The sequence below is a fragment of the Streptomyces sp. NPDC096324 genome, assembly GCF_044763015.1.
GTDB lineage: Bacteria > Actinomycetota > Actinomycetes > Streptomycetales > Streptomycetaceae > Streptomyces.
Genome location: NZ_JBIWFK010000009.1, coordinates 387267 through 408636, shown reverse-complemented (window position 1 = coordinate 408636; position 21370 = coordinate 387267). Strand labels below are relative to the sequence as shown.

At 71.3% G+C, this 21370-nt stretch carries 21 protein-coding genes and 1 pseudogene; 10 read left to right on the top strand and 12 right to left on the bottom strand.

Going from position 1 to position 21370, the window contains the following annotated elements; all coding sequences use genetic code 11:
• The first annotated feature begins 253 nt into the window (after positions 1-253).
• Entirely contained in the window at positions 254-754 is a 501-nt protein-coding gene (locus ACIQ7M_RS26770; RefSeq protein ID WP_403648810.1) for a hypothetical protein, read from the top strand.
• Positions 755-791: 37 nt separating this feature from the next.
• A pseudogene (locus ACIQ7M_RS26765) lies at positions 792-999 on the top strand (VOC family protein); the annotation flags it as partial.
• Between the two features lie 277 nt (positions 1000-1276).
• Here ACIQ7M_RS26765 and ACIQ7M_RS26760 read toward each other — a convergent pair.
• Positions 1277-1918 (bottom strand): TetR/AcrR family transcriptional regulator, encoded by a 642-nt coding sequence (locus ACIQ7M_RS26760; protein ID WP_403648807.1) that lies wholly within the window; start codon positions 1916-1918, stop codon positions 1277-1279.
• Between the two features lie 89 nt (positions 1919-2007).
• Here ACIQ7M_RS26760 and ACIQ7M_RS26755 point away from each other — a divergent pair, with 89 nt between their 5' ends.
• The 3 genes from ACIQ7M_RS26755 to ACIQ7M_RS26745 all read left to right on the top strand — a co-directional run bounded on the left by ACIQ7M_RS26755 (position 2008) and on the right by ACIQ7M_RS26745 (position 4199).
• On the top strand, positions 2008-3159 hold the full coding sequence (locus tag ACIQ7M_RS26755) for an acyl-CoA dehydrogenase family protein (protein ID WP_403648804.1): 1152 nt from the start codon (positions 2008-2010) through the stop codon (positions 3157-3159).
• 65 nt (positions 3160-3224) lie between these two features.
• Positions 3225-3479, top strand: coding sequence for a YiaA/YiaB family inner membrane protein (locus ACIQ7M_RS26750; protein ID WP_355773336.1), 255 nt, complete (start codon positions 3225-3227; stop codon positions 3477-3479).
• A 93-nt stretch (positions 3480-3572) separates the two neighbouring features.
• On the top strand, positions 3573-4199 hold the full coding sequence (locus tag ACIQ7M_RS26745; RefSeq protein ID WP_355773334.1) for a TetR/AcrR family transcriptional regulator: 627 nt from the start codon (positions 3573-3575) through the stop codon (positions 4197-4199).
• A 30-nt stretch (positions 4200-4229) separates the two neighbouring features.
• On the opposite strand, the gene ACIQ7M_RS26740 is transcribed toward ACIQ7M_RS26745, so the two are convergent.
• Complete coding sequence (locus ACIQ7M_RS26740) at positions 4230-4691, bottom strand: MaoC family dehydratase (RefSeq protein ID WP_355773332.1); 462 nt, start codon at positions 4689-4691, stop codon at positions 4230-4232.
• A gap of 106 nt (positions 4692-4797) precedes the next feature.
• Here ACIQ7M_RS26740 and soxR point away from each other — a divergent pair, with 106 nt between their 5' ends.
• Positions 4798-5349 carry a redox-sensitive transcriptional activator SoxR gene (soxR, locus tag ACIQ7M_RS26735; RefSeq protein ID WP_403648799.1) on the top strand — a complete coding sequence of 184 codons (552 nt, stop codon included), beginning with the start codon at positions 4798-4800 and terminating at the stop codon, positions 5347-5349.
• A 16-nt stretch (positions 5350-5365) separates the two neighbouring features.
• On the opposite strand, the gene ACIQ7M_RS26730 is transcribed toward soxR, so the two are convergent.
• Positions 5366-6472: an RNA ligase (ATP) gene (locus tag ACIQ7M_RS26730; RefSeq protein ID WP_403648796.1), complete on the bottom strand. Its 1107-nt coding sequence runs from the start codon at positions 6470-6472 to the stop codon at positions 5366-5368.
• Positions 6473-6629: 157 nt separating this feature from the next.
• Positions 6630-7232, bottom strand: a complete 603-nt coding sequence (locus ACIQ7M_RS26725; RefSeq protein ID WP_355773326.1) for a hypothetical protein — start codon at positions 7230-7232, stop codon at positions 6630-6632.
• 296 nt (positions 7233-7528) lie between these two features.
• On the opposite strand from ACIQ7M_RS26725, the gene ACIQ7M_RS26720 reads away from it, so the two are divergent.
• Complete coding sequence (locus tag ACIQ7M_RS26720) at positions 7529-10321, top strand: penicillin acylase family protein (RefSeq protein ID WP_403648793.1); 2793 nt, start codon at positions 7529-7531, stop codon at positions 10319-10321.
• Positions 10322-10396: 75 nt separating this feature from the next.
• On the opposite strand, the gene ACIQ7M_RS26715 is transcribed toward ACIQ7M_RS26720, so the two are convergent.
• A complete protein-coding gene (locus tag ACIQ7M_RS26715) occupies positions 10397-11719 on the bottom strand; it encodes a serine-threonine protein kinase (protein ID WP_403648790.1) in 1323 nt (440 codons plus the stop codon).
• A gap of 122 nt (positions 11720-11841) precedes the next feature.
• Positions 11842-13089: an exo-beta-N-acetylmuramidase NamZ domain-containing protein gene (locus ACIQ7M_RS26710; protein ID WP_403648788.1), complete on the bottom strand. Its 1248-nt coding sequence runs from the start codon at positions 13087-13089 to the stop codon at positions 11842-11844.
• Between the two features lie 218 nt (positions 13090-13307).
• On the opposite strand from ACIQ7M_RS26710, the gene ACIQ7M_RS26705 reads away from it, so the two are divergent.
• From ACIQ7M_RS26705 to ACIQ7M_RS26695, 3 genes are all read left to right on the top strand, one after another.
• On the top strand, positions 13308-14072 hold the full coding sequence (locus tag ACIQ7M_RS26705) for an SDR family oxidoreductase (RefSeq protein WP_403648785.1): 765 nt from the start codon (positions 13308-13310) through the stop codon (positions 14070-14072).
• A complete protein-coding gene (locus ACIQ7M_RS26700) occupies positions 14069-15730 on the top strand; it encodes a class I adenylate-forming enzyme family protein (RefSeq protein ID WP_403648782.1) in 1662 nt (553 codons plus the stop codon). The genes ACIQ7M_RS26705 and ACIQ7M_RS26700 overlap by 4 nt, the downstream gene beginning before the upstream one ends.
• Before the next feature lie 61 nt (positions 15731-15791).
• Entirely contained in the window at positions 15792-16385 is a 594-nt protein-coding gene (locus ACIQ7M_RS26695; protein ID WP_328454182.1) for a TetR/AcrR family transcriptional regulator, read from the top strand.
• Between the two features lie 212 nt (positions 16386-16597).
• On the opposite strand, the gene ACIQ7M_RS26690 is transcribed toward ACIQ7M_RS26695, so the two are convergent.
• The 6 genes from ACIQ7M_RS26690 to ACIQ7M_RS26665 all read right to left on the bottom strand — a co-directional run bounded on the left by ACIQ7M_RS26690 (position 16598) and on the right by ACIQ7M_RS26665 (position 21335).
• On the bottom strand, positions 16598-17812 hold the full coding sequence (locus ACIQ7M_RS26690) for an acyl-CoA dehydrogenase family protein (protein WP_403648778.1): 1215 nt from the start codon (positions 17810-17812) through the stop codon (positions 16598-16600).
• Positions 17813-17818: 6 nt separating this feature from the next.
• Positions 17819-18841 carry a phosphotransferase family protein gene (locus ACIQ7M_RS26685; protein ID WP_403648775.1) on the bottom strand — a complete coding sequence of 341 codons (1023 nt, stop codon included), beginning with the start codon at positions 18839-18841 and terminating at the stop codon, positions 17819-17821.
• 214 nt (positions 18842-19055) lie between these two features.
• A complete protein-coding gene (locus ACIQ7M_RS26680; RefSeq protein ID WP_355764376.1) occupies positions 19056-19385 on the bottom strand; it encodes a DUF202 domain-containing protein in 330 nt (109 codons plus the stop codon).
• On the bottom strand, positions 19382-19774 hold the full coding sequence (locus ACIQ7M_RS26675; RefSeq protein WP_355764373.1) for a DUF202 domain-containing protein: 393 nt from the start codon (positions 19772-19774) through the stop codon (positions 19382-19384). The genes ACIQ7M_RS26680 and ACIQ7M_RS26675 overlap by 4 nt, the downstream gene beginning before the upstream one ends.
• Before the next feature lie 72 nt (positions 19775-19846).
• A complete protein-coding gene (locus ACIQ7M_RS26670; RefSeq protein ID WP_389849843.1) occupies positions 19847-20362 on the bottom strand; it encodes an NUDIX hydrolase in 516 nt (171 codons plus the stop codon).
• A 79-nt stretch (positions 20363-20441) separates the two neighbouring features.
• Positions 20442-21335, bottom strand: a complete 894-nt coding sequence (locus ACIQ7M_RS26665) for a DMT family transporter (RefSeq protein WP_355764367.1) — start codon at positions 21333-21335, stop codon at positions 20442-20444.
• Positions 21336-21370: the final 35 nt, after the last annotated feature.

The following is a 21370-nucleotide window of genomic DNA, read 5'->3' as shown; positions in this document are numbered from 1 at the left end:
CACGTCAATGCCACAGGACCGGGCGACGGCGCATGGCGCCCACCGCCGAACCCGCCACGGCGTCCGCGTCGCCGGTGCACACTCGCCGAGGTCTGAGTGCCCAGCCGTCCACGTCTTCCTTGGCCGTGCTCCCGGCCCCCGAGGCCGAGTACACGCTGCAGGAGCCCACAGCGCACAGCCCACAGCCCACAGCCCACAGCCCACAGCCCACAGCCCACAGCCCGCGCACGGCGGATTGCAGTCGCGACGCCGCATGACCGAGGTGAAGATGACACGGGAGCGCGGCTGGCCCGCACGGGCAGCGTGCATCGGTGGCCGCGCCGGACAGGAAGGCGACGGCATGGCAGCGATGCCCACCAAGGTGCCGCGAGGCCCGGGGAGCCCCGACAGCAGTGGAACGATTACCGGCGTGACCCTGTTCGCCGGGGTGACGCTGATGCTGAGCGGGCCCCTCAGCATCCTTCTGGGCGCGGCCGGCCTCGCAGGCGACACCCTGTTCTCGTCGCCGCAGTACGCCTACCGGTTCGATCTGACCGCGTGGGGCTGGCTTCATCTTTTGATCGGCGTGGCCCTCGTCGTCGCCGGCGTAGGGGTTCTGGCCGGCAAGAGCTGGGGGCGCGGGGCCGGCATCACCCTGGCGGCGATCAGCCTGATCACCCAGTTCATGTTTATTCCGTACTACCCCTTGTGGTCCATCACCGTCATGGCTCTCGACCTCTTCATCGTGTGGTCGCTGGCCAGGTTCTATCCCTGAGCCGGCGGCGGATGGTGAACCCAGGCGGAGGCATGCCGGGCGGGAGCACCAGGCGGGCACACACTTCGCCGTGAGCCTGAGCGGCGACGAAGCCGATGAGCTACGCGGCCAACTGGGAGAAGCTCTCCGCCGACGGCACGGTGTCGGTTCCGCTGGAGAAGCAGATGCGGGGCGACACATTCGGCATGTGCACCGACCGGTTCGGCATCGGCTGGATGGTCAACATCAGCGGAGCCGAGGCCTGACGCGTCCCACCGGCAGCCGGTAGGCACAACTGATCGAACGCGGCGCATGAGCAGGTTCGTAGCCGTCCGGCCCCCGCTTCGGCGGGTGATCGACACCGAGGAGCGGGGGGACGGCCGGGGCAAGGTTCGCAGCGGACGTGGCACCCGCCGGAACAGGTCTCCCGGTAGTCGGGCCGGGGCCGAGAGCCCCGGCCCGACCGGATCCTTCGGCCTTGTCATGCCGTCCAGCGCGCGTCACGGACACTTCGGCGTTCACCGAACGGCCGCGCCGGCCCGCTCAGCTCTCCCGGACCAGCCCCGCGTACTGCACCGCGAGCCCGTCCAGCAGGGCGACGAGTCCCGTTTCGAAGGCCCGCTCGTCGATCTTCTCCTGCTGGTCGGCGAGGAGGTGCGCCTGTCCCAGATGGGGGTAGTCCGCCGGGTCGTAGGCGCTCTCGTCGTCCACGAAGCCGCCGGCGAAGGAGCCCAGCGCCGACCCCATGATGAAGTACCGCATCAGCGCCCCGATCGAGGTGGCCTGAGCCGGCGGCCAGCCCGCCGCGACCATGGCTCCGAACACGGCGTCCGCGAGCCGGAGTCCGGCCGGTCTGCGGCCCGGCCCGCGCGCGAGGACGGGGACGATGTTCGGGTGGTCGCGCAGGGCCGCGCGGTAGGAGACGGCCCAGTCGTGCAGCGCGGTCCGCCAGTCGCGGCCGTCCTCGAACATCGACAGCTCGACCTGCGCGCTCACCGAGTCCGCGACCGCTTCCAGGATCTGGTCCTTGGTGCTGAAGTGGTTGTAGAGGGAGGGCCCGCTCACTCCCAGTTCCGCCGCGAGCCGGCGCGTCGAGACGGCCGCGAGGCCCTCGGCGTCCACCAGGGCCCGTGCCGTCTCGACGATGCGGTCGGTGCTGAGGAGGGGCTTGCGCGGTCGGGCCATGGCGCACATAGTAGGGCTGCACCATGAAACTAGCAGTGCTAATTTAAATGTTCGGCATTCAAAGTCCGCTACCTGTGGGGTGACCCGGCATGAACCTCGGGCTCAGCGATGAGCAGACCGCCGTCCGGCAGCTCGCCAAGGACTTCGTGCACCGCGAGATCGCCCCGCACGTCGTCGCGTGGGACCGCGCGGAGGACGTCGACCGGTCCATCGTGAAGAAGCTCGGCGAGGTCGGCTTCCTCGGCCTCACCATCGACGAGGAGTACGGCGGCAGTGGCGGCGACCACCTCGCGTACTGCCTGGTCACCGAGGAACTCGGCCGCGGGGACTCGTCCGTGCGCGGGATCGTCTCCGTCTCGCTCGGGCTCGTCGCCAAGTCGATCGCCGCCTGGGGGAACGAGGAGCAGAAGCGGCGCTGGCTGCCGGGGCTGACCTCCGGCGAGTACGTCGGCTGCTTCGGGCTCACCGAACCCGGCACCGGCTCCGACGCGGGCCGGCTGTCGACGCGGGCCGTGCGCGACGGCGACGACTACGTGATCAACGGCAGCAAGATGTTCATCACGAACGGCACCTGGGCCGATGTCGTGCTGCTCTTCGCCCGCTCCACCGACGCCCCGGGCCACAAGGGCGTCTCCGCCTTCCTCGTGCCCACCGACACCCCCGGTCTGACCCGCCGCACGATTCACGGCAAGCTCGGGCTGCGCGGCCAGGCCACCGCCGAACTCGCCCTCGATGACGTACGCGTGCCGGCGAGCGCCATGCTGGCGCCCGAGGGCAAGGGCTTCAGTGTGGCGATGTCGGCGCTCGCGAAGGGCCGGATGTCGGTGGCCGCGGGCTGCGTCGGCATCGCCCAGGCCGCCCTCGACGCGGCGGTGGCCTACGCGACCGAGCGGGAGCAGTTCGGGAAGACGATCGCCCACCATCAGCTCGTCCAGGAACTGATCAGCGACATCGCCGTCGACGTGGACGCGGCGCGGCTGCTGACCTGGCGGGTCGCCGATCTCGTGGACCGCGGACTGCCGTTCGCGACCGAGTCCTCCAAGGCCAAGCTCTTCGCCTCCGAGGCGGCCGTGCGCGCGGCGAACAACGCCCTCCAGGTGTACGGCGGTTACGGCTACATCGACGAGTACCCGGTCGGCAAACTGCTGCGCGACGCCCGGGTGATGACCCTCTACGAAGGCACCAGCCAGATACAGAAACTGGTCATCGGACGCGCCCTGACGGGTGTCTCGGCGTTCTGACCCTGAGTACGTGCCTGAGTACGACGGCGGATGTGGCGGCGGCCACGTCCGCCGATCCTTGTCCCATGAGCGAGACACCCGTCAAGCAGCAGAACACGGCCGCCTTCTACGGACAGGCCGTGGCCTCCTTCTCCGTCGCCATGGCCGCCACCGCGCTCGGCATCTTCAAGCTCCAGGCCGACGCGTGGGTGCGGGCCTTCCTGGCCATCGCCGTCCTCTATCTGGTCACGTCCTCCTTCACCCTGGCCAAGGTGATCCGCGACCGCCAGGACGGCGGCCGTCCCGGTGGCCGGGTCTACGACCCCTTCGAGAAGCTCTGATCCCGGCGCGCCCCGGACCCGACCGGCGCTAAGCGCCCGCTCAGGTTCGGGGGTATGGTGTTCACCCTGTCAGTCGAGAAGGGGCGAACAGCGATGAGTACGGCGCAGGAGACGCCCGGCGGCGAGATGCAGCCGTGGGCCGAGGTGACCCCGGACGCGGCGCGGCGGCTGCTGATCGCCGCGGTGGAGGCCTTCGCCGAGCGCGGGTACCACGCGACGACCACCCGGGACATCGCCGGCCGCGCGGGCATGAGTCCGGCCGCGCTGTACATCCACTACAAGACCAAGGAAGAGCTGCTCCACCGGATCAGCCGCATCGGTCACGACAAGGCGCTCGACATCGTGCGCACCGCCGCGGAGGCCGAGGGCACGCCGGCCGAACGGCTCTCCGACGCCGTGCGGTCCTTCGTACGGTGGCACGCGGGCCAGCACACCACCGCCCGCGTGGTCCAGTACGAGCTGGAGGCCCTCGGGCCCGACGCCCGCGCGGAGATCATCGCGCTGCGCCGGCAGGTCGACGCGGAGGTCCGCGGCATCATCCAGGACGGTGTCGCGACCGGCGAGTTCGACGTCCCGGACGTCCCCGGAACCACCGTCGCCGTGCTGTCCCTGTGCATCGACGTGGCCCGCTGGTTCAACGTCGAGGGCCCCCGCACGCCGGACGAGGTCGGTGCGCTGTACGCCGACCTCGTCCGGCGGATGGTGGGCTTCAAGGCGTAGCCCCGGCCCGTTCCGGCCGGAGCGACGGTGTCAGAGGTAGTAGCGGGAGACGGACTCCGCGACGCAGACCGGCTTGTCGCCGCCCTCGCGTTCCACGGTGAAGGCGAGGGAGACCTGTACACCGCCGGGTACGTCGTCCACCGCGGTGATCGTCCCGGTGGCGCGCAGCCGTGAGCCGACCGGGACGGGCGCGGGGAAGCGGACCTTGTTCGTCCCGTAGTTGACGCCCATCCGCACGCCCTCGACGCCGATGAGCTGCGGGCCGAAGAGCGGCAGCAGCGACAGGGTGAGATAGCCGTGCGCGATCGTCGTGCCGAACGGACCCGCCGCGGCCTTCTCCGGGTCGACGTGGATCCACTGGTGGTCGCCGGTGGCCTCCGCGAAGAGGTCGATGCGCTTCTGCTCGATCTCGACCCAGTCCGTGTATCCCAGCTGCTCGCCCACGGCGCCCCGCAGTTCCTCGACCGTCGCGAACGTCCTCGGCTCTGCCATGTCCCTGGCCTCCCGCATCTCATAGTCTAAGCGACTGCTTAGCATGGTCGGCCGGGCGGCGCATGTCAACGGACCGGACGGGTGGCGCGGTCGGTAGGTTGGGGGAGTGCCCCAGATCCCCGAGACGATCCACGAGCTGACCGTCGGACAGTTGTCGGCCCGCAGCGGCGCGGCCGTCTCCGCCCTGCACTTCTACGAGTCCAAGGGCCTGATCAGCAGCCGCCGCACCTCGGGCAACCAGCGCCGCTACCACCGTGACGCGCTGCGCCGTGTCGCCTTCGTCCGGGCCGCCCAGCGCGTCGGCATCCCGCTCGCCACGATCCGGGAGGCGCTGGCCGAACTCCCGGAGGAGCGCACCCCGACGCGCGAGGACTGGGCCCGGCTGTCCCGGGCCTGGCGCTCCGAACTCGACGAGCGCATCAAACAGCTCGGCCGGCTGCGCGACCACCTCACGGACTGCATCGGCTGCGGCTGCCTCTCCCTGGAGACCTGTGTGCTCTCCAACCCCGACGACGTCCTCGGCGAGCGCCGGGCCGGCTCCCGTCTCATGGCGGAACCGGCCGGCGCGCGCCCGGTGCCGGACCCGCAGGAGCGGAAGCCGGCGGCGGCGTGCGAACCCGGGCCGCGCGGGGAACGGGCGGCGGGAGACTGCCGTTGACGTCCGGTGGCCGCGCCTACTCGTACTCCGTGCCGCCCTTGCGGGTCAGGTAGGCCGGGCTGACCGCCTTCGCTATGGCCCGTCCGCCCGTCACCGGGCTGTACCGCTCGGCGGCGACGAAGGTCCCCTCCGGCCCGTCGGGGGCGGGAGTGCCGGGGCGGATCACGACGCCCTCGCGCAGATGCAGGGCGCGGCCGGACACGGTCTCCCGGCCGGAGGCGATCTCCAGGACGCGCTCGACGTCGTACGGCCCCTCGTACAGCCTCGGTACGAGCGGGAGTTCACCCGTCAGCAGCTCCTGCGCGTCCAGCCAGCGGACCTCGCCGTCGATCTCCGCGGACACGTCGAACACGGCGTAGCCGATCGCCTCGCGGCGGCCGTCGGCGCCGTACGACAGGTCCTGCACACCGGCCCCGTACACCTCGCCGAAGATGCCGACGCGGCGCGCGTCGAGGCGTCCGGCGATCCGGGCGGCGGCCTCCGCGACACCGTGTCCGTGCACCGCGCGCCAGTACAGATTGCGCGGATCCTCCTTCAGCGCGAGGGACTTGGCGCCGAAGCCCTTCGAGGACACCTGGACGCGGTCCTCGTCGGCCAGGTAGGTCAGCAGGCAGGCCGAGCCGTGCAGCTTCTCCGTCACGACGACCGGCTCGCCCGGGGTGAAGATGTCCGGGTAGCGCTGGATGTTCTCGATGTCGACCCAGGGCAGCAGATCGGGCGCCGCCTCGACGTCGCCGTTCATCGTGGGCGGGATCGGCGGGACCCATTTCACGATGCCGAGGAACTCCGCGAAGTCCGTGCCCTCCTCGGCGGCCCGCGCGAGGTCCACGTCCGCCAGTGCCTTCGGGCGGCACACGATCCCCTGCGACAGCTCGCCGCGCAGCCGCACCGCCCTGACCCGGTCCGCCGAACTGCCCGCCAGACGCCCCGTCAGCCCCAGTTCCTCGATGAGCGGGGCCGGCAGCACGGACTGCTCCGGGATGTAGAGCGCCCACTCGCCGGTGCGGTACGCGCCCTTGGCGACCACGGCCCGGTACAGGCCCACCTGGGCCAGTTCGAGCGCGTCGGCGTTCGGATGTTCGTGGACGGTCAGCACTTCGGCCGTGACGCGCAGCGTCGACATGGGGGACTCCTCGGGTTGCTCAGCCGTGTTTCATCGCCCCCAACTGTCCGGCGGAGAAACGGCTGGAACCAGTGGATTTCCTGCTGCTACCGTCGCCGCCCCGCGCCTTCGAAGGACACCCGGCCGCGCGGGCGCGCCGCTCGGCCGGGCGGGGTGCTCACGCGGACACGAGCAGCCGGACGCGCCTGGCGCCGGCCAGGGCCTCCGGGGTCAGGACGGGCCGCGGCACCACGATTCCGCAGCTCGTGCAGACGGGGCCCGACGACGGTTCGTGGGCCAGGTCGTACATCCAGACGAGGCGCTCACCGGCGCACACGGGGCAGCCGGTGCCCGGTTCGCGCTCCAGTGCCGCGATCAGCCGGCGCAGCACCTCGGCCAGCGGTTCATGGGGGTGGACACGGGGGTCGTCGCACCAGGCGACGCCGAAGCCGCCCCAGGTCAGCCGGTGCCAGTCGTCGACGGTGCCCGGCCTGCGCAGCCCGTCGTGCTTCTCCTTCTTGCGGCGCTCGGCGAACTCGACCTCGTAGGCGAGCCAGACGGAGCGGGCCTCCTCCAGTTCGTCCAGTGCGGCCACGAGCCGCGCCGGATCGGGGGAGCGGTCCTCGGGGTCGAACCCCGCCCGGGAGCACAGATGGTCCCAGGTCGCCCGATGCCCGTAAGGGGCGAACCTCTCCAGGCACTTGCGCAGTGAGTACCGCCGCAGCGCCAGATCACACCTCGGATCTCGCGCCTGTCTCGCCAGACTCCGGAAACCGGCCATCGTCCTGCACCTCCGTCACACCTGCACCTGTACTCCGGTCACTTCGGCGCCGTCCCGTACGGACGTCGTCGAGTAGACGTATCGACAAGCGATTCGGCTCCATCCAATTTTTCGACGACCCCCGCGAGCCACTCGCCGAGTGTCCTGAGCCCGCCTCCCGTCACCGTCGGCCGGCCGCCCGCCGGAACCCCGGCGTGCCCTCACTCGCTGTGAATCCCAAAAACTGACGCATGTTCATCTTCAAACTCGGGGATACCGGCGGTAACGTCCGGCCACCCCCGTTCGTAGGAGCTGACATGGCACCCAGCACCCCACGCACCACCTTGGACAGACTGAGAACTCCCCGCAGATTCCCCAAGTTCCTCAAGGCGGCATCCCTATGCGTGCTCATTGCCGGTCTTTTGTCGCCGCTTTCCCCGGCGGCGGCCGCGGACACCTCGGCCGCGGCCGCCGCGAACGACTACTGCGGCGGCCAGTGTTCGGACATCCTGCCGCCCGGTGAGAACGGCAACGCCACCCTCGCCCAGATCCTGCTCAACCAGATCTTCGGCACCCAGCCCGGTCACGCCGAGGACCAGCTCGGCCTCTACGGCAACCTGCCCTCCGGCTACTCCACGCTCACCGACGCCAAGATCAACGACTTCTTCAACGACGCCTCCTTCGGCGTCGCCTCGGGCCAGGTCGAGTCGACCACCAAGCCCGGCGGCCGCACGGACGTGACGATCGTCCGCGACAAGAAGACGGGCGTCCCGCACATCACCGGTACCACGCGCTACGGCACCGAGTACGGCGCCGGGTGGGCCGCGGGCCAGGACCGGCTGTGGCTCATGGACGTCTTCCGGCACGTCGGACGCGGCCAGCTCACCAGCTTCGCCGGCGGCGCGCCCTCCAATCAGGGCCTGGAACAGGAGTTCTGGCGCAGCGCGCCCTACACCGAGGCCGATCTGCAGGCCCAGATCGACAGCGCGACGAGCAAGGCCGGAGCCCGCGGCACGCAGGCCCTCGCCGACGCGAACGCCTACATCGACGGCATCAACGCCTACATCGACGCCTCCGACAGCGGCCGCTACTTCCCCGGTGAATACGTCCTGACCGGCCACAAGGACTCCATCACCAACGCGGGCACCATCGACCACTTCAAGCTGACCGACCTGGTCGCGCTGGCATCCGTCATCGGCTCGCTCTTCGGCTCCGGCGGCGGCGGCGAGGTCAACAACGCCATCTCCCTGCTCGCCGCCCAGTCCAAGTACGGCGTGACCGAGGGCACCAAGGCCTGGGAGTCCTTCCGCGAGCGCAACGACCCGGAAGCCGCGCTCACCGTGCACGGCGGTGAGAGCTTCCCGTACGCCTCCAAGCCCGACAGCGCGCAGGGCCAGGCCCTGCCCGACGCCGGCTCGGTGACCCAGGAGCCGCTGGTCTACGACCGCACCGGCAGCGCGGGCACCGCGAGCGCCACCGGCGTCTCGGCGACCGCGGCCACGACCTCGCTCACCTCCGCCAAGCGCGGCATGTCCAACGCCCTCGTGGTGAGCGGCAAACACACCGCCAGTGGCCACCCGATCGCCGTCTTCGGTCCCCAGACCGGCTATTTCGCGCCACAGCTCCTCATGCTCCAGGAGATCCAGGGGCCCGGGATCAGCGCCCGCGGCGCCTCCTTCGCGGGCCTGAGCATGTACGTCGAACTCGGGCGCGGCCAGGACTACTCCTGGAGCGCGACGACCTCCGGCCAGGACATCATCGACACGTACGCCGTCGAACTGTGCCAGGACGACTACCACTACCTCTACCACGGCACCTGCACGGCGATGGACAAGGTCGAGCGGACCAACTCCTGGAAGCCGACCACCGCCGACGGCACCGCCGCCGGTTCGTACCGGATGCAGGTCTACCGCACCAAGTACGGGCCCGTCGAATACCGCGCGACGGTGGGCGGCAAGAAGGTCGCGTACACCACCCTGCGCACCTCCTACCTGCACGAAGCCGACTCGATCATCGGCTTCCAGATGCTCAACGACCCCGACTACGTGAAGAGTCCGGCGACCTTCCAGAGCGCGGTGCAGAACATCAACTACACCTTCAACTGGTTCTACGCGGACTCGGCCCACACCGCCTACTACAACAGCGGGGACAACCCGGTGCGGGCGAGCGGGGTCGACGCGGAGTTCCCGGTGTGGGCGCAGTCCGCGTACGAGTGGCAGAACTGGGACCCGGCCACGAACACCGCCTCCTACACCCCGGCGTCCGCGCACCCCAACTCGGTGGACCAGGACTACTACATCTCCTGGAACAACAAGCAGGCCAAGGACTACACCACGGCGTCCTGGGGCGACGGCTCCGTGCACCGCGGGGACCTGCTGGAGGACCGGGTGTCCAAGCTCGTCGCGGCGGGCGGGGTGACCAGGTCCGCGCTGGTGAAGGCGATGGCCGACGCGGCACTCGCCGATCTGCGCGCCGAGGACGTGCTCCCCGGCCTGCTCGAGGTCGTCAACAGCTCCCCGGTCACGGACTCCACGGCGGCCGCGGCCGTGAGCAAGCTGTCCGCGTGGGTGGCGGCGGGCGCCAAGCGCAAGGAGACCTCGTCGGGTTCGCACACCTACGCCGACGCCGACGCGGTCCGCATCCTGGACGCCTGGTGGCCGCTGCTGGTGAAGGCGGAGTTCCAGCCGGGGCTCGGCAGCGACCTGTACACCGCGTTCGGCAACAACCTCCCCGTCGACGAGGCGCCGTCCGCCGGACACGGACCGACCGGCTCGCACGCCGGAAGCTCCTTCCAGTACGGCTGGTGGAGCTATGTCGACAAGGACATCCGGAAGGTGCTCGGGGAACCCGTCCAGGGCGGCCTGTCGCAGACGTACTGCGGCGGGGGCAGCCTCACCGCCTGCCGGGACCTCCTGATCAGCTCGCTCAAGGAGGCGGCGGGCAAGACCGCGGCGACCGTCTACCCCGGAGACGACCAGTGCTCGGCGGGCGACCAGTGGTGCGCCGACTCGATCGTCCAGCGGACGCTCGGCGGCATCAAGCACGGCAAGATCACCTGGCAGAACCGGCCGACCTTCCAGCAGGTCGTCGAGTACACCTCGCACCGATGAGCACGAGCACGAAGCGGCGCCGGAACCGCTCCTAGGGCACGCCCCAGGGCGGTTCGGCGCCGAAGCGGCGGCGGGTCAGCGGACGCGGCCCGCCGCCAGCACCACCTGGGCCAGCTCACGATGGCAGATGTCGCTGTGCGCGCCCGCCGGGGCGCCGCCCCGGCACACCACCGAGGCGGCGTCGACGTTCACGCACCCCGAGACCGGAAGCCGGGTGCGCAACGCCTCGGCGAGCGTGAACGACTTCGTCCCCGGCACCGCCTGCACCCCGTCGTGGCCCATCGCACCCCACTGCGCGCCGAGCGCGCGGCCGATGCCGAAGTCCGCCACGACCGACCGGTCGTCCCCGGCCATCCGCGAGGCCAGCGGGTAGACCGTGCCGAGCGCCGAGTCGAAGTGGGAGTAGCAGCACACCAGCGGGCCGTCGATCCGGTGGTACTGGCCGTCCAGCACACCGCTCGCCCGCGGATCGTGGGGCAGCCGCGCGGCGAACGCGTAGTGCGAGAAGGCGCCTTGGAGCAACGTCACCGACTTCACGGTGTGCACTCCGGGAGGCAGCCCGCGCAGCGCGAAGGAGACCAGCCGGCCGCCGAAGCTGTGCCCGACCAGATGCACGCGCACATCGGGCGCCACCGCCGCGAGCCGGCCGACCGCCGGCCCGAGCCCGCGCTCGCCGACCGTGCCCGCGCGTCTCTTCATCGCGTAGTACGTCGCCTGGCGCAGCAGTTCCAGCGCCCCGTCCCACGGCCTGGGCAGCGCGAACGTCGCGGCGCCGGGGGCGTCCGTGCCCGCGAGCGCCCGCGCGAACTCGCCGCACACCGTCGCGGTGTCCCCGAAGAGCATCTCGGGATCGCTCTCCGGGACGCCCTCCGCGAGGGTGTCCGCCGCGAAGGAGGTCTGCGGTCCCTGAGGCCGGACCTCGACCAGCAGCCGTACGAGACGGCCGAACTCCTCCAACGAGGCTTCGTCGTCCGGCTGCTGGTCGAGCAGCCGGGCTATCTGCTCGACCACGGTGGCCCGGCCGGGGAACACCTCCAGGAGGGCGTGCCGGGTGTCCTTGCCGAGCCGCGAGGCGGCGGCAGGGGCGAGGGCGGCGGCCACCGACCTGGGGAAGTCCGGGATCGGTTCGTCCGAGAACCGCATCGAGGGCCAGACCACCCCCACGTATCCCAGGCGCGCGGCCGGCGCGAGCTCGGGAACCGGCGCGAAGAACTCGCTGAAGAGGCGGGTGGCCGCCGAACGGTCGCTGTTCCAGCCGTGCGTGAAGACGATCAGGTCGCGGACCTTTCGCCGCGGCACCTCCTGGAGCCATCGGTCCCGTTCTCGGCCGTCCACGTCACCGTCCGCGTCGAACGTCAGCTCCCAGTAGGGAGAAACACTCACTGCCGGTTCCGTCATGTCAGGCCCCCTGACCCCGCGGGCGGTGCGATATGGGCGCATCGTCCACCCGGCGGGGAAAGTTGGCCATACATGACGACCTATCCGTCACGCATTCACTCGTCCGTGGAAGCGGCCCCGGCCTACTTGTAGCTGAGGTAGTGCTTCCGGACCGTGCGGAAGGCGTCCAGTTCGTCCTGCCAGCCCGCCACGACCTCGTCGGTCCCGGCACCCGCGTCGATCATCGTGCGCACCAGCGTCGAGCCCGTCAGCTTGTCGATCCAGTTGTCGGAGCGCCAGGCGAAGCCGCTCCACACCTTCCTCGCGGTCACCAGGAGGGCGATCCCGGCGCGGACGGGCTCGTACGCCGCCCGGTCGTGCACATGGATCTGGACGCCCCCGATGGTCTTTCCCTGGAACTTGGAGAAGGTCGGAGCGAAGTAGGCCTCTCTGAAGTGCACGCCGGGCAGGGCCAGTTCACCGGCCGCCGCCGCCCAGCGCCCGTCGACGCCCTCCGCGCCGAGCAGTTCGAACGGGCGCGTCGTGCCCCGGCCCTCCGACAGGTTCGTCCCCTCGAAGAGACAGGTCCCGGAGTACACCAGCGCGGTGTCCGCCGTCGGCATGTTCGGGCTCGGCGGCACCCAGGGCAGCCCCGAGGCGTCGTAGAACCGGTCGCGGCTCCAGCCCGACATGAGCACGGTGTCCAGTTCCACCGGCGCCGCCAGGAACTCCCCGTTGAAGAGCCGGGCCAGCTCCGCCACCGTCATCCCGTGCGCCTGCGCGATCGGCTGCCGCCCGACGAACGTCGCGAACTCCTTGTGCAGGACGGGCCCTTGGGCCGAGCGCCCGGTGACCGGGTTCGGCCGGTCGAGGACCACGAACCGTTTCCCGGCGAGCTGCGCCGCTTCCATGCAGTCGTACAGCGTCCAGATGTACGTGTAGAAGCGCGCCCCCGCGTCCTGGATGTCGAAGACGACGGTGTCCACGCCGGACGCGGTGAACACGTCCGCGAGCGCCTGGCCGCTCTTCAGATACGTGTCGTAGACGGGCAGTCCGGTCGCCGGATCGTCGTAGCGCCCCTCGGACCCGCCCGCCTGCGCGGTGCCACGGAAACCGTGCTCGGGGCCGAAGACCGCCGTCAGGTCCACACGGGAGTCCGCGTGCATGACGTCGACGATGTGCCGGACGTCGCGGGTGACGCCCGTGGGGTTGGTGACGATGCCCACACGTCTGCCGTCGAGCAGGGCGTACCCGTCCCCGGCCAGGCGCTCGAATCCGGTGCGCAGCCGGGGGCCGGAGCGCGCGGGCCGCTCCGCCGCCCCGGCGGGCAGGGGGGTCAGGGCGGCCGCGGCCGTGCCGGCCGCGAGCAGGGACCGTCGGGACATGCGCATGATGGGACCTCCGTGATCGCGGAAGGCTGGCACAGGCACGCTAAGGGCTCCGGGGGGAGGTCCGCAGGGCTCGGACGCGGCCGGGTCCTGTGTGGACTCGGGGCGGGGCCTGTGGCCGGACCGCCCGCGCGGCTGTCCGGAGCCCTTCCCTTGTTACATACCGACTGGTTAGTCTGGCGTCGCAGCAGAGCCGTGTCACGTCGCGTCGAAGGAGACCCGTGGTGGAAGCCATGCAGGGTGCGGGAGTCGTCGTCACCGGAGCGGGGGGCGGGATCGGGGCCGCGCTGGCCCGCCGCTTCGCCGCCGAGGGAGCGCGGGTCGTGGTCAACGACCTCGACGCCGCCAAGGTGAAGGCCGTGGCCGACGAGATCGGCGGCATCGCGCTCGTGGGCGACGCCTCCCGGATCGTGGCCGAGGCCCGCGACGCCCTCGACGGCACCGTCGACGTCTACTGCGCGAACGCGGGAGTCGGCTCGGGCGGCTCCGAGGCGGCCGACGAGAGCGTGTGGGCCCTGGCCTGGGACGTCAACGTGATGGCCCACGTGCGCGCCGCCCAGGCGCTGCTCCCGGACTGGCTGGAGCGCGGCGGCGGCCGGTTCGTCTCGACCGTCTCGGCCGCCGGACTGCTCACGATGATCGGCGCCGCGCCCTACAGCGTCACCAAGCACGGCGCCTACGCGTTCGCCGAGTGGCTGTCCCTGACGTACCGCCACCGCGGTGTGAAGGTGCACGCGATCTGCCCCCAGGGCGTGCGCACCGACATGCTGGAGGCCACCGGCAGCGCCGGCGACCTGGTGCTCCAGCCCACCGCCATCGAGCCCGAGGCCGTCGCCGACGCGCTCATGAAGGGCATCGAGGAGGACCGCTTCCTGATCCTGCCGCACCCCGAGGTCGCCGGGTACTACCAGGCGCGCGCCGCCGACCCCGACCGCTGGATGACGAACATGAACAACCTCCAGCAGAAGTGGGAGACCACCGAGTGACCAGCTACGCCGACAAACCCTGGGTGGCCCTGCTCAGCGAGGCCCAGCGCGGCCCGGTGAACCCCGCCGACACCCTCGTGCACGCCCTCGCGGACGTGGTCGCGCACACCCCGGACCGCACCGCCCTCGCCTACTTCGACGGCCGGCTGAGCTACCGCGAGCTCGACGAGCTGAGCGACTCCGTGGCCGGACACCTCGCCGCCGGGGGCGTCGAACGGGGCGACCGCGTGGCGATCATGCTCCAGAACTCCCCGCACTTCGTGCTCGCCCTGCTCGGCGCGTGGAAGGCCGGCGCGACGGTCGTGCCCGTCAACCCCATGTACAAGTCCGGCGAGGTCCGGCACGTCCTGCACGACGCAGAGGTCGCCGCCCTCGTCTGCTCCGACCGCGCCTTCGACGCGTACCTGCGCGAGACCGCCGCCGACTCACCCGTGCGCGTCGTCCTGACGGCCTGCGAACTCGATCTCCAGACCAGGAACGACCAGCGCGTGCTGGCCTTCGGGCGGCTGCCGCTCGACGAGGCGGCCGACGACCTCCTCGCCGTCGCCCGGCAGGGCCACAAGGCCCCCGGCGACCGCTCCCTCGGCCCGTCCGACATCGCGCTGATCAGCTACACCTCGGGCACCAGCGGCACCCCCAAGGGAGCCACCAACACCCACGGCAACATCATGTACAACGCCGAGCGCCAGCGGACCGGCCTCGCGCTGCCCGAGGCGCCCGTGTACTTCGCGATGGCGCCGCTCTTCCACATCACCGGAATGGTCTGCCAGCTCGCCGCCTGCCTCGACAGCGCGGGCACGCTCGTCCTCGCGTACCGCTTCGAGTCCGGGGTCGTCCTCGACGCCTTCGCCGAACACCGGCCGCTCTACACCGTCGGCCCCTCGACCGCGTTCATGGCGCTGGCCGCCCACCCGGACGTCACGCCGGACCACTTCTCCTCGTTCGTGAACATCTCCTCCGGCGGGGCCCCGCTGCCGCCCGCCCTCGTCGAACGGTTCCGGGCCGGCTTCGGACCGTACATCCGCAACGGCTACGGGCTCACCGAGTGCACCGCGCCCTGCGCCTCCGTGCCGCCCGGCCTGGAGGCACCGGTGGACCCGGCCTCCGGCACCCTGGCCGTGGGCGTTCCCGGCCCGGACTCGGTCGTCCGCATCGTCGACGACCTGGGCCAGGAGGTCCCCTTCGGAGAGCAGGGCGAGATCCTCGTGCGCGGCCCGCAGGTCGTGCCCGGTTACTGGCGCCGCCCCGAAGCCACCGCCGAGACCTTCCCGGACGGCGAGCTGCACACCGGCGACATCGGCTTCATGGACGAGAACGGCTGGCTCTACGTCGTCGACCGGAAGAAGGACATGATCAACGCGTCCGGCTTCAAGGTCTGGCCGCGCGAGGTCGAGGACGTCCTGCACACCCACCCGGCGGTCCGCGAGGCGGCCGTCGTCGGGATCCCGGACGGCTACCGCGGGGAGACCGTCATGGCGTACATCAGCCTGCGCCCGGGAGCCACCGAGGACCCCGAGGCGCTGGCCGCGTACTGCAAGGAGAGACTGGCCGCCTACAAGTATCCCCGGCGGGTGGAGATCCTGCCCGAGCTGCCGAAGACGGCGAGTGGGAAGATCCTTCGTCGGGAACTGCGTTCCCGGTCCCAGGACTCCCAGTAGTCTCCAGGACTCCCGCAGACGACGGACATCGATGTGAACGCACGGAAGGCAGGTGGCGGCAGTGCCCAGGACGACGGACGGTGACGGCACGCCCGTCCCGCAGCGGCTGCTCGCCGCCGCCACCCGGCTCTTCGCCGAGCAGGGCTACGACCGCACCTCGGTGCAGGAGATCGTCGAGGCGGCCGGGGTCACCAAGGGGGCGCTGTACCACTACTTCGGCTCCAAGGACGACCTCCTGCACGAGGTCTACGCGCGCGTGCTGCGTCTCCAGCAGGAGCGGCTGGACGCCTTCGCCGACGCCGACGCGCCCGTCGAGGAGCGGTTGCGGCGAGCGGCGGCCGACGTGGTCGTCACGACCATCGACAATCTGGACGACGCCTCGATCTTCTTCCGGTCGATGCACCACCTGGGCCCCGAGAAGCTCAAGCAGGTGCGGTCCGAGCGGCGCCGCTATCACGAGCGGTTCCGGGCGCTGGTCGAGGAGGGCCAGAAGAAGGGCGTCTTCTCCACGGCCACCCCGGCCGACCTGGTCGTCGACTACCACTTCGGCTCGGTCCACCACCTGTCCACCTGGTACCGCCCCGACGGCCCCCTGGCCCCCCAGGAGGTCGCCGACCACCTGGCCGACCTCCTCCTGCGCGCCCTGCGTCCCTGAACAGCCGTCTCCCGCCCGTTCCCGGGGGCACCGCCCCCGGACCCCCGCTCCTCAATCGCCGGAGGGGCTGAACTTTCCCGCCGGAGAGTTTCAGCCCGTCCGGCGATTGAGGACGAGGCCGTCAGGCCGAAGCGGGGGTCTGGGGGCGGCAGCCCCCGGGAACGGGACGGGTAGGGGCGGAGGGGGCGAAGAACTCCCCCCGCCCCACGGCGTCAAACGTGCTTCTTGATCTCCCGGTGGGCCAGCGAGCGCTGGTGGACCTCGTCGGGACCGTCCGCGAGCTTCAGGGTCCGCGCGGCGGCCCACAGCTCCGCCAGCGGGAAGTCCTGGCTGACACCACCCGCACCGTGCAACTGGACCGCCTTGTCGAGGATGTCCACCACCGCACGCGGAGTGGCGATCTTGATGGCCTGGATCTCGGTGTGGGCACCCTTGTTGCCGACCGTGTCCATCATCCACGCGGTCTTCAGGACCAGCAGGCGAAGCTGCTCGACGGCCACCCGCGCGTCGGCGATCCAGTTCTGCACGACCCCCTGCTGCGCCAGCGGCTTGCCGAACGCCGTACGGGACACCGCCCGGCGGCACATCAGCTCGATGGCCCGCTCGGCCATGCCGATCAGCCGCATGCAGTGGTGGATCCGGCCCGGACCGAGCCGCGCCTGCGCGATGGCGAAACCGCCGCCCTCCTCGCCGATCAGGTTGCTCGCCGGGACCCGGACGTGGTCGAAGACGACCTCCGCGTGCCCGCCGTGCGAGTGGTCCTCGTAGCCGTACACCTGCATGGCGCGCCGGACGACGAGACCCGGTGTGTCGCGCGGGACCAGGATCATCGACTGCTGACGACGGATGTCGGCGCCGTCCGGATCCGTCTTGCCCATCACGATGAAGATCTTGCAGTCGGGGTTCATCGCCCCGGAGATGTACCACTTGCGGCCGGTGATGACGTAGTCGTCGCCGTCCCGCTCGATCAGCGTGGTGATGTTCGTGGCGTCGGAGGACGCGACCTCCGGCTCGGTCATCGCGAACGCGGAACGGATCTCCCCGGCGAGCAGCGGCTCCAGCCACTGCTTGCGCTGCGCCTCGTCACCGAACTGGGAGAGCACCTCCATGTTCCCGGTGTCCGGGGCGGCGCAGTTCAGCGCCGTGGGCGCCAGGTGCGGGCTGCGGCCGGTGATCTCGGCGAGCGGCGCGTACTGGAGGTTGGTCAGCCCGGCGCCGTACTCGGAGTCCGGCAGGAAGAGGTTCCACAGACCCTGCCTGCGGGCCTCGGCCTTCAGCTCGCCGACCACGGCGGGCGTGTCCCACGGCGAGGCCAGCAGGGCGCGCTGCTCCTCCGCGACCGCCTCCGCCGGATAGACGTACTCGTCCATGAAGGCGAGCAGCTTCCCGCGCAGCTCTTCGGTGCGCGCGTCGAATGCGAAGTCCATGGCGGATCAGCCTTCCTGAAGGGTGGTCAGGCCGTGCTCGATGAAGACGGGGACCAGCTCGCCGATGCGGTCGAAGCCGCCGCCGACCGTCTGGCCCTTGGTGTAGCGGTAGTGGATGCCCTCCAGGATCACGGCGAGCTTGAACCAGGCGAAGGCCGTGTACCAGGAGACCGCGGAGACGTCGCGCCCCGAGCGCGCGGCGTACCGCTCGACGATCTCGGCCGCCTCGGGATGTCCGTCGGCCGAAGCGGTCGTGCTGATGGGAGAGTCGGGCAGTTCCAGGCGCGTGCTGTACATGACGAGCAGCCCGAGGTCGGTGAGCGGATCGCCGAGGGTGGACATCTCCCAGTCCAGGATCGCCCTGATCCGGTCGTCGGGCCCGATCAGCACGTTGTCGAGGCGGTAGTCGCCGTGCACGACGGTGGGCGTGGGGGAGGTGGGCAGTTCGCGGCCCAGGGCGGCGTGCAGTTCGTCGATGCCGGCGAGCTCGCGGTTGCGGGAGGCGTCCAACTGCTTGCCCCAGCGCCGCAGTTGCCGGTCGAGGAAGCCCTCGGGGCGGCCGAAGTCGGCGAGGCCGACCGCGGCCGGGTCCACCGCGTGCAGCTCGACCAGGGTGTCCACGAGACCGAGTACGGCATCGCGCGTGCGCCGCGGGCCGATCGGGGCGAGCTGGTCGGCGGTGCGGAAGGGGGTGCCCTCGACGAACTCCATGACGTAGAACGGGGCGCCGAGCACCGACTCGTCCTCGCACAGCAGCACGGGGTCCGGGACCGGCACGGCCGTCGGGTGCAGCGCGCTGATCACCCGGTGCTCGCGCCTCATGTCGTGCGCCGTGGCCAGCACGTGGCCCAGCGGGGGCCGCCGTACGACCCAGCGGGAGGTGCCGTCGGAGACCGCGTAGGTGAGGTTCGACCGTCCGCCCTCGATCAGCCGGCCGGTCAGCGGGCCGTTCACCAGTCCGGGCCGCTCACGGTCGAGCAGGGCTCGCAGCCGGTCGAGATCGAGACCTGGCGGGTGGTCCGGGCTCATCTGTTGCTCCTCAGCACGCGGGTAACGGGACACGACCATGATGCCGACCAGTCGGTATGTCGTCCAGCGGCTGCACCAAACGTGATCGGCATCTCGCCCCGGGAACACCCCTGCGGGGGAGGGGGGAGAGAGCCGGCCGGGATGCCGGAGCGCCCGCGGCCGCGGGGAGTCCACCGGCGCACCGGGGCGCCCACGCCCGCGGGAAGCCGGTGCCTCAGAACACCAGCGCCAACGCGAACACGGCCAGCGCCACCGTGCACAGCACCGCCGCCGTCGCGTGCCGGGGCGCGAGCGCGGCCGGACCCGTCGGGTCCGCGGCGGCCAGGGTCCGGATGCGGCGGTGGGCGAGGGCCAGGAACGCCAGCCACGCGGCGCAGCAGAGCGCGAACGCGACGATCCCGGTGGCCGAGTCCCGCTCGTGCAGGGCAGCCTTCGCGGCGAGCACGGCGGCGACGGTGCAGGAGAGGGTCGTACGGCGCCACGCGAGCCGTGTGCGCTCCGGCTGGAGGCCCGGATCGCGCTCCTGGCCGAGCGCGGTGGTCATCCCGCCCAGCCGACGAGGACGACGACGACCATCGCGATCGCGACGACCGCGACGACGATGCTCAGCACCGCGGGGAAGCGCGACACGGGCAGGTCCTCGCCGCGCCGCATCGCCCGCTCGCAGCGCACCCAGTGATTGACGGCCCGCAGTGCGCACAGCACGCCCGCCGCCAGCAGCGCCAGGGCGAGACCCGCCCGCCAGGCCCAGCGCAGGTCCGGCAGGAACTGGTCCACCGCGAAGCCGCCGCCGATGAGGGCGAGCGCCGTGCGCAGCCAGGCCAGAAAGGTCCGCTCATTGGCCAGCGAGAACCGGTAGTCCGGAGTGCTGCCCTCGGAGCGGACCTCCTGCGGCGCGAACCACAACCGGACATTGCGCACGAGTTCGATCACGCCCCGGACCCTACCGGGCCCCCTCGCGCGGGGCTCCTCCGGTGCCGACCCGGCGGCGCCCGGCCGGACGGATCAGTCCATCGCCCGGTAGTCCGTGAGCCGTGCGTGGGCGGCCAGTCCGTCCGGCACCCACGTCCACTCGTCCAGGCGGCGCTCCACCTCGCCGTCGGTGAGGAAGTCGTGCCAGGCCACTTCCTCCACCTGCGGGTTCACCGGAAGCTCGCAGCGGACCTCGTACACGGCCGACCACCAGGTCGCGCCCGCCCCGTCGTCGTACAGGAACTTGAACAGGGGAGTCGGCCGGGGGAGCCCCGAGACGCCGAGTTCCTCCTCGGCCTCGCGGAGTGCCGCGTCGTCGTAGGACTCGCCGGTGCCGACGACCCCGCCCACGAACATGTCGTAGAACGAGGGGAACACCAGCTTGGTGGGGGTGCGCCGGTGGACGAAGACCCGGCCCTGTGCGTCCCGCGCCTCGATGAACACGCACCGGTGGCGCAGCCCGCGCGCGTACGCCTCCCCGCGCGGGGACTGCCCGATGATCTCGTCGTTCTCGTCCACGATGTCGAGGATCTCGTCAGCGGCGTTCATGGGTTCCATCCAAGCAGTTCCCGCCCCCGGACCGCCTCCGCACCGGGTCCACAAGGGTGCTCGGCGCGGCCGGAGGCGCTCAGTGCGGCTGGAGGTCCCGCGAGCGCTCCGGTTCCGCCGTGCCCGAGGGCATCGCCGGGTGCATGCCCAGCAGGACGATGCCCGTCACGATGCCCGCGAGCCCCGCGGCCTGCCATGCGAGGGCGCCCGGGTCGGTGCGGAGCTGGTCCCCGAGGAAGCCCACCCCGCAGGCGATCCCCGCCAGCGGCTGGGCGGCGGTCAGCGCGGGCAGCGACATGCGCAGCGGCGCGGTCTCGAAGGCGCTCTGGACGAGGATCAGCCCCGTCACACCGAGGACGACCACCGCGTACGGCTGCCAGCCGGTGAACAGTTCGGCCATGCCGCCCGCGCTGAACCGCTGGCCGCTCACCCGGGTGAGCGCGTCCTGCAGTCCGTACAGCAGACCGGCGGCGGTGGCGAGCAGCACGGGTCCGGCGCTCAGCCGGGACCGTTTCGCGCAGGTGGTGAGCAGGAGGGCGAGCCCGACCACGATCCCGATGATCAGCCAGTGCCGCAGCGGGTCGTCGATGGCCTCGCCGCCCTGGGGCTGCCCGGCGATGATGAAGGCCGAGACACCGCCCGCGAGCAGCAGCAGCCCGGCCCAGCCCTGCCGGCCCAGCGGCTGTTTCGTCTGGTGGCGGGAGAGCGCGAGCGCGAAGAGCAGGTTGGTGGCGAGAAGCGGTTCCACCAGGGAGACCTCGCCGTTGCCGAGCGCGATCGCCCCGAGCACCATGCCGCACACCATCAGCCCGATGCCGCCCAGCCAGCGGGGGACCCGGATGAGGTCGAGCAGGATGCGGGGGGAGAGGAAGTCGCTCAGCGGGGCGTGCGAGGCGGCGTTCTGCTGGAGCACGAAGCCGAAGCCGAGGCAGCAGGCCGCGCTCACGGCGAGGACCAGAACCAGTACCGACACGCTGGGTACCTCGATGCGTCAGAAGTCGGGGCGGG

Bases quoted from the DNA above. Each gene is read 5' to 3' on its own strand.
- ACIQ7M_RS26770 (WP_403648810.1), top strand. From the start codon at position 254: ATGACCGAGGTGAAGATGACACGGGAGCGCGGCTGGCCCGCACGGGCA.
- ACIQ7M_RS26760 (WP_403648807.1), bottom strand. From the start codon at position 1,918: ATGGCCCGACCGCGCAAGCCCCTCCTCAGCACCGACCGCATCGTCGAG.
- ACIQ7M_RS26755 (WP_403648804.1), top strand. From the start codon at position 2,008: ATGAACCTCGGGCTCAGCGATGAGCAGACCGCCGTCCGGCAGCTCGCC.
- ACIQ7M_RS26750 (WP_355773336.1), top strand. From the start codon at position 3,225: ATGAGCGAGACACCCGTCAAGCAGCAGAACACGGCCGCCTTCTACGGA.
- ACIQ7M_RS26745 (WP_355773334.1), top strand. From the start codon at position 3,573: ATGAGTACGGCGCAGGAGACGCCCGGCGGCGAGATGCAGCCGTGGGCC.
- ACIQ7M_RS26740 (WP_355773332.1), bottom strand. From the start codon at position 4,691: ATGGCAGAGCCGAGGACGTTCGCGACGGTCGAGGAACTGCGGGGCGCC.
- ACIQ7M_RS26730 (WP_403648796.1), bottom strand. From the start codon at position 6,472: ATGTCGACGCTGCGCGTCACGGCCGAAGTGCTGACCGTCCACGAACAT.
- ACIQ7M_RS26725 (WP_355773326.1), bottom strand. From the start codon at position 7,232: ATGGCCGGTTTCCGGAGTCTGGCGAGACAGGCGCGAGATCCGAGGTGT.
- ACIQ7M_RS26720 (WP_403648793.1), top strand. From the start codon at position 7,529: ATGGCACCCAGCACCCCACGCACCACCTTGGACAGACTGAGAACTCCC.
- ACIQ7M_RS26715 (WP_403648790.1), bottom strand. From the start codon at position 11,719: ATGACGGAACCGGCAGTGAGTGTTTCTCCCTACTGGGAGCTGACGTTC.
- ACIQ7M_RS26710 (WP_403648788.1), bottom strand. From the start codon at position 13,089: ATGCGCATGTCCCGACGGTCCCTGCTCGCGGCCGGCACGGCCGCGGCC.
- ACIQ7M_RS26690 (WP_403648778.1), bottom strand. From the start codon at position 17,812: ATGGACTTCGCATTCGACGCGCGCACCGAAGAGCTGCGCGGGAAGCTG.
- ACIQ7M_RS26685 (WP_403648775.1), bottom strand. From the start codon at position 18,841: ATGAGCCCGGACCACCCGCCAGGTCTCGATCTCGACCGGCTGCGAGCC.
- ACIQ7M_RS26680 (WP_355764376.1), bottom strand. From the start codon at position 19,385: ATGACCACCGCGCTCGGCCAGGAGCGCGATCCGGGCCTCCAGCCGGAG.
- ACIQ7M_RS26670 (WP_389849843.1), bottom strand. From the start codon at position 20,362: ATGAACGCCGCTGACGAGATCCTCGACATCGTGGACGAGAACGACGAG.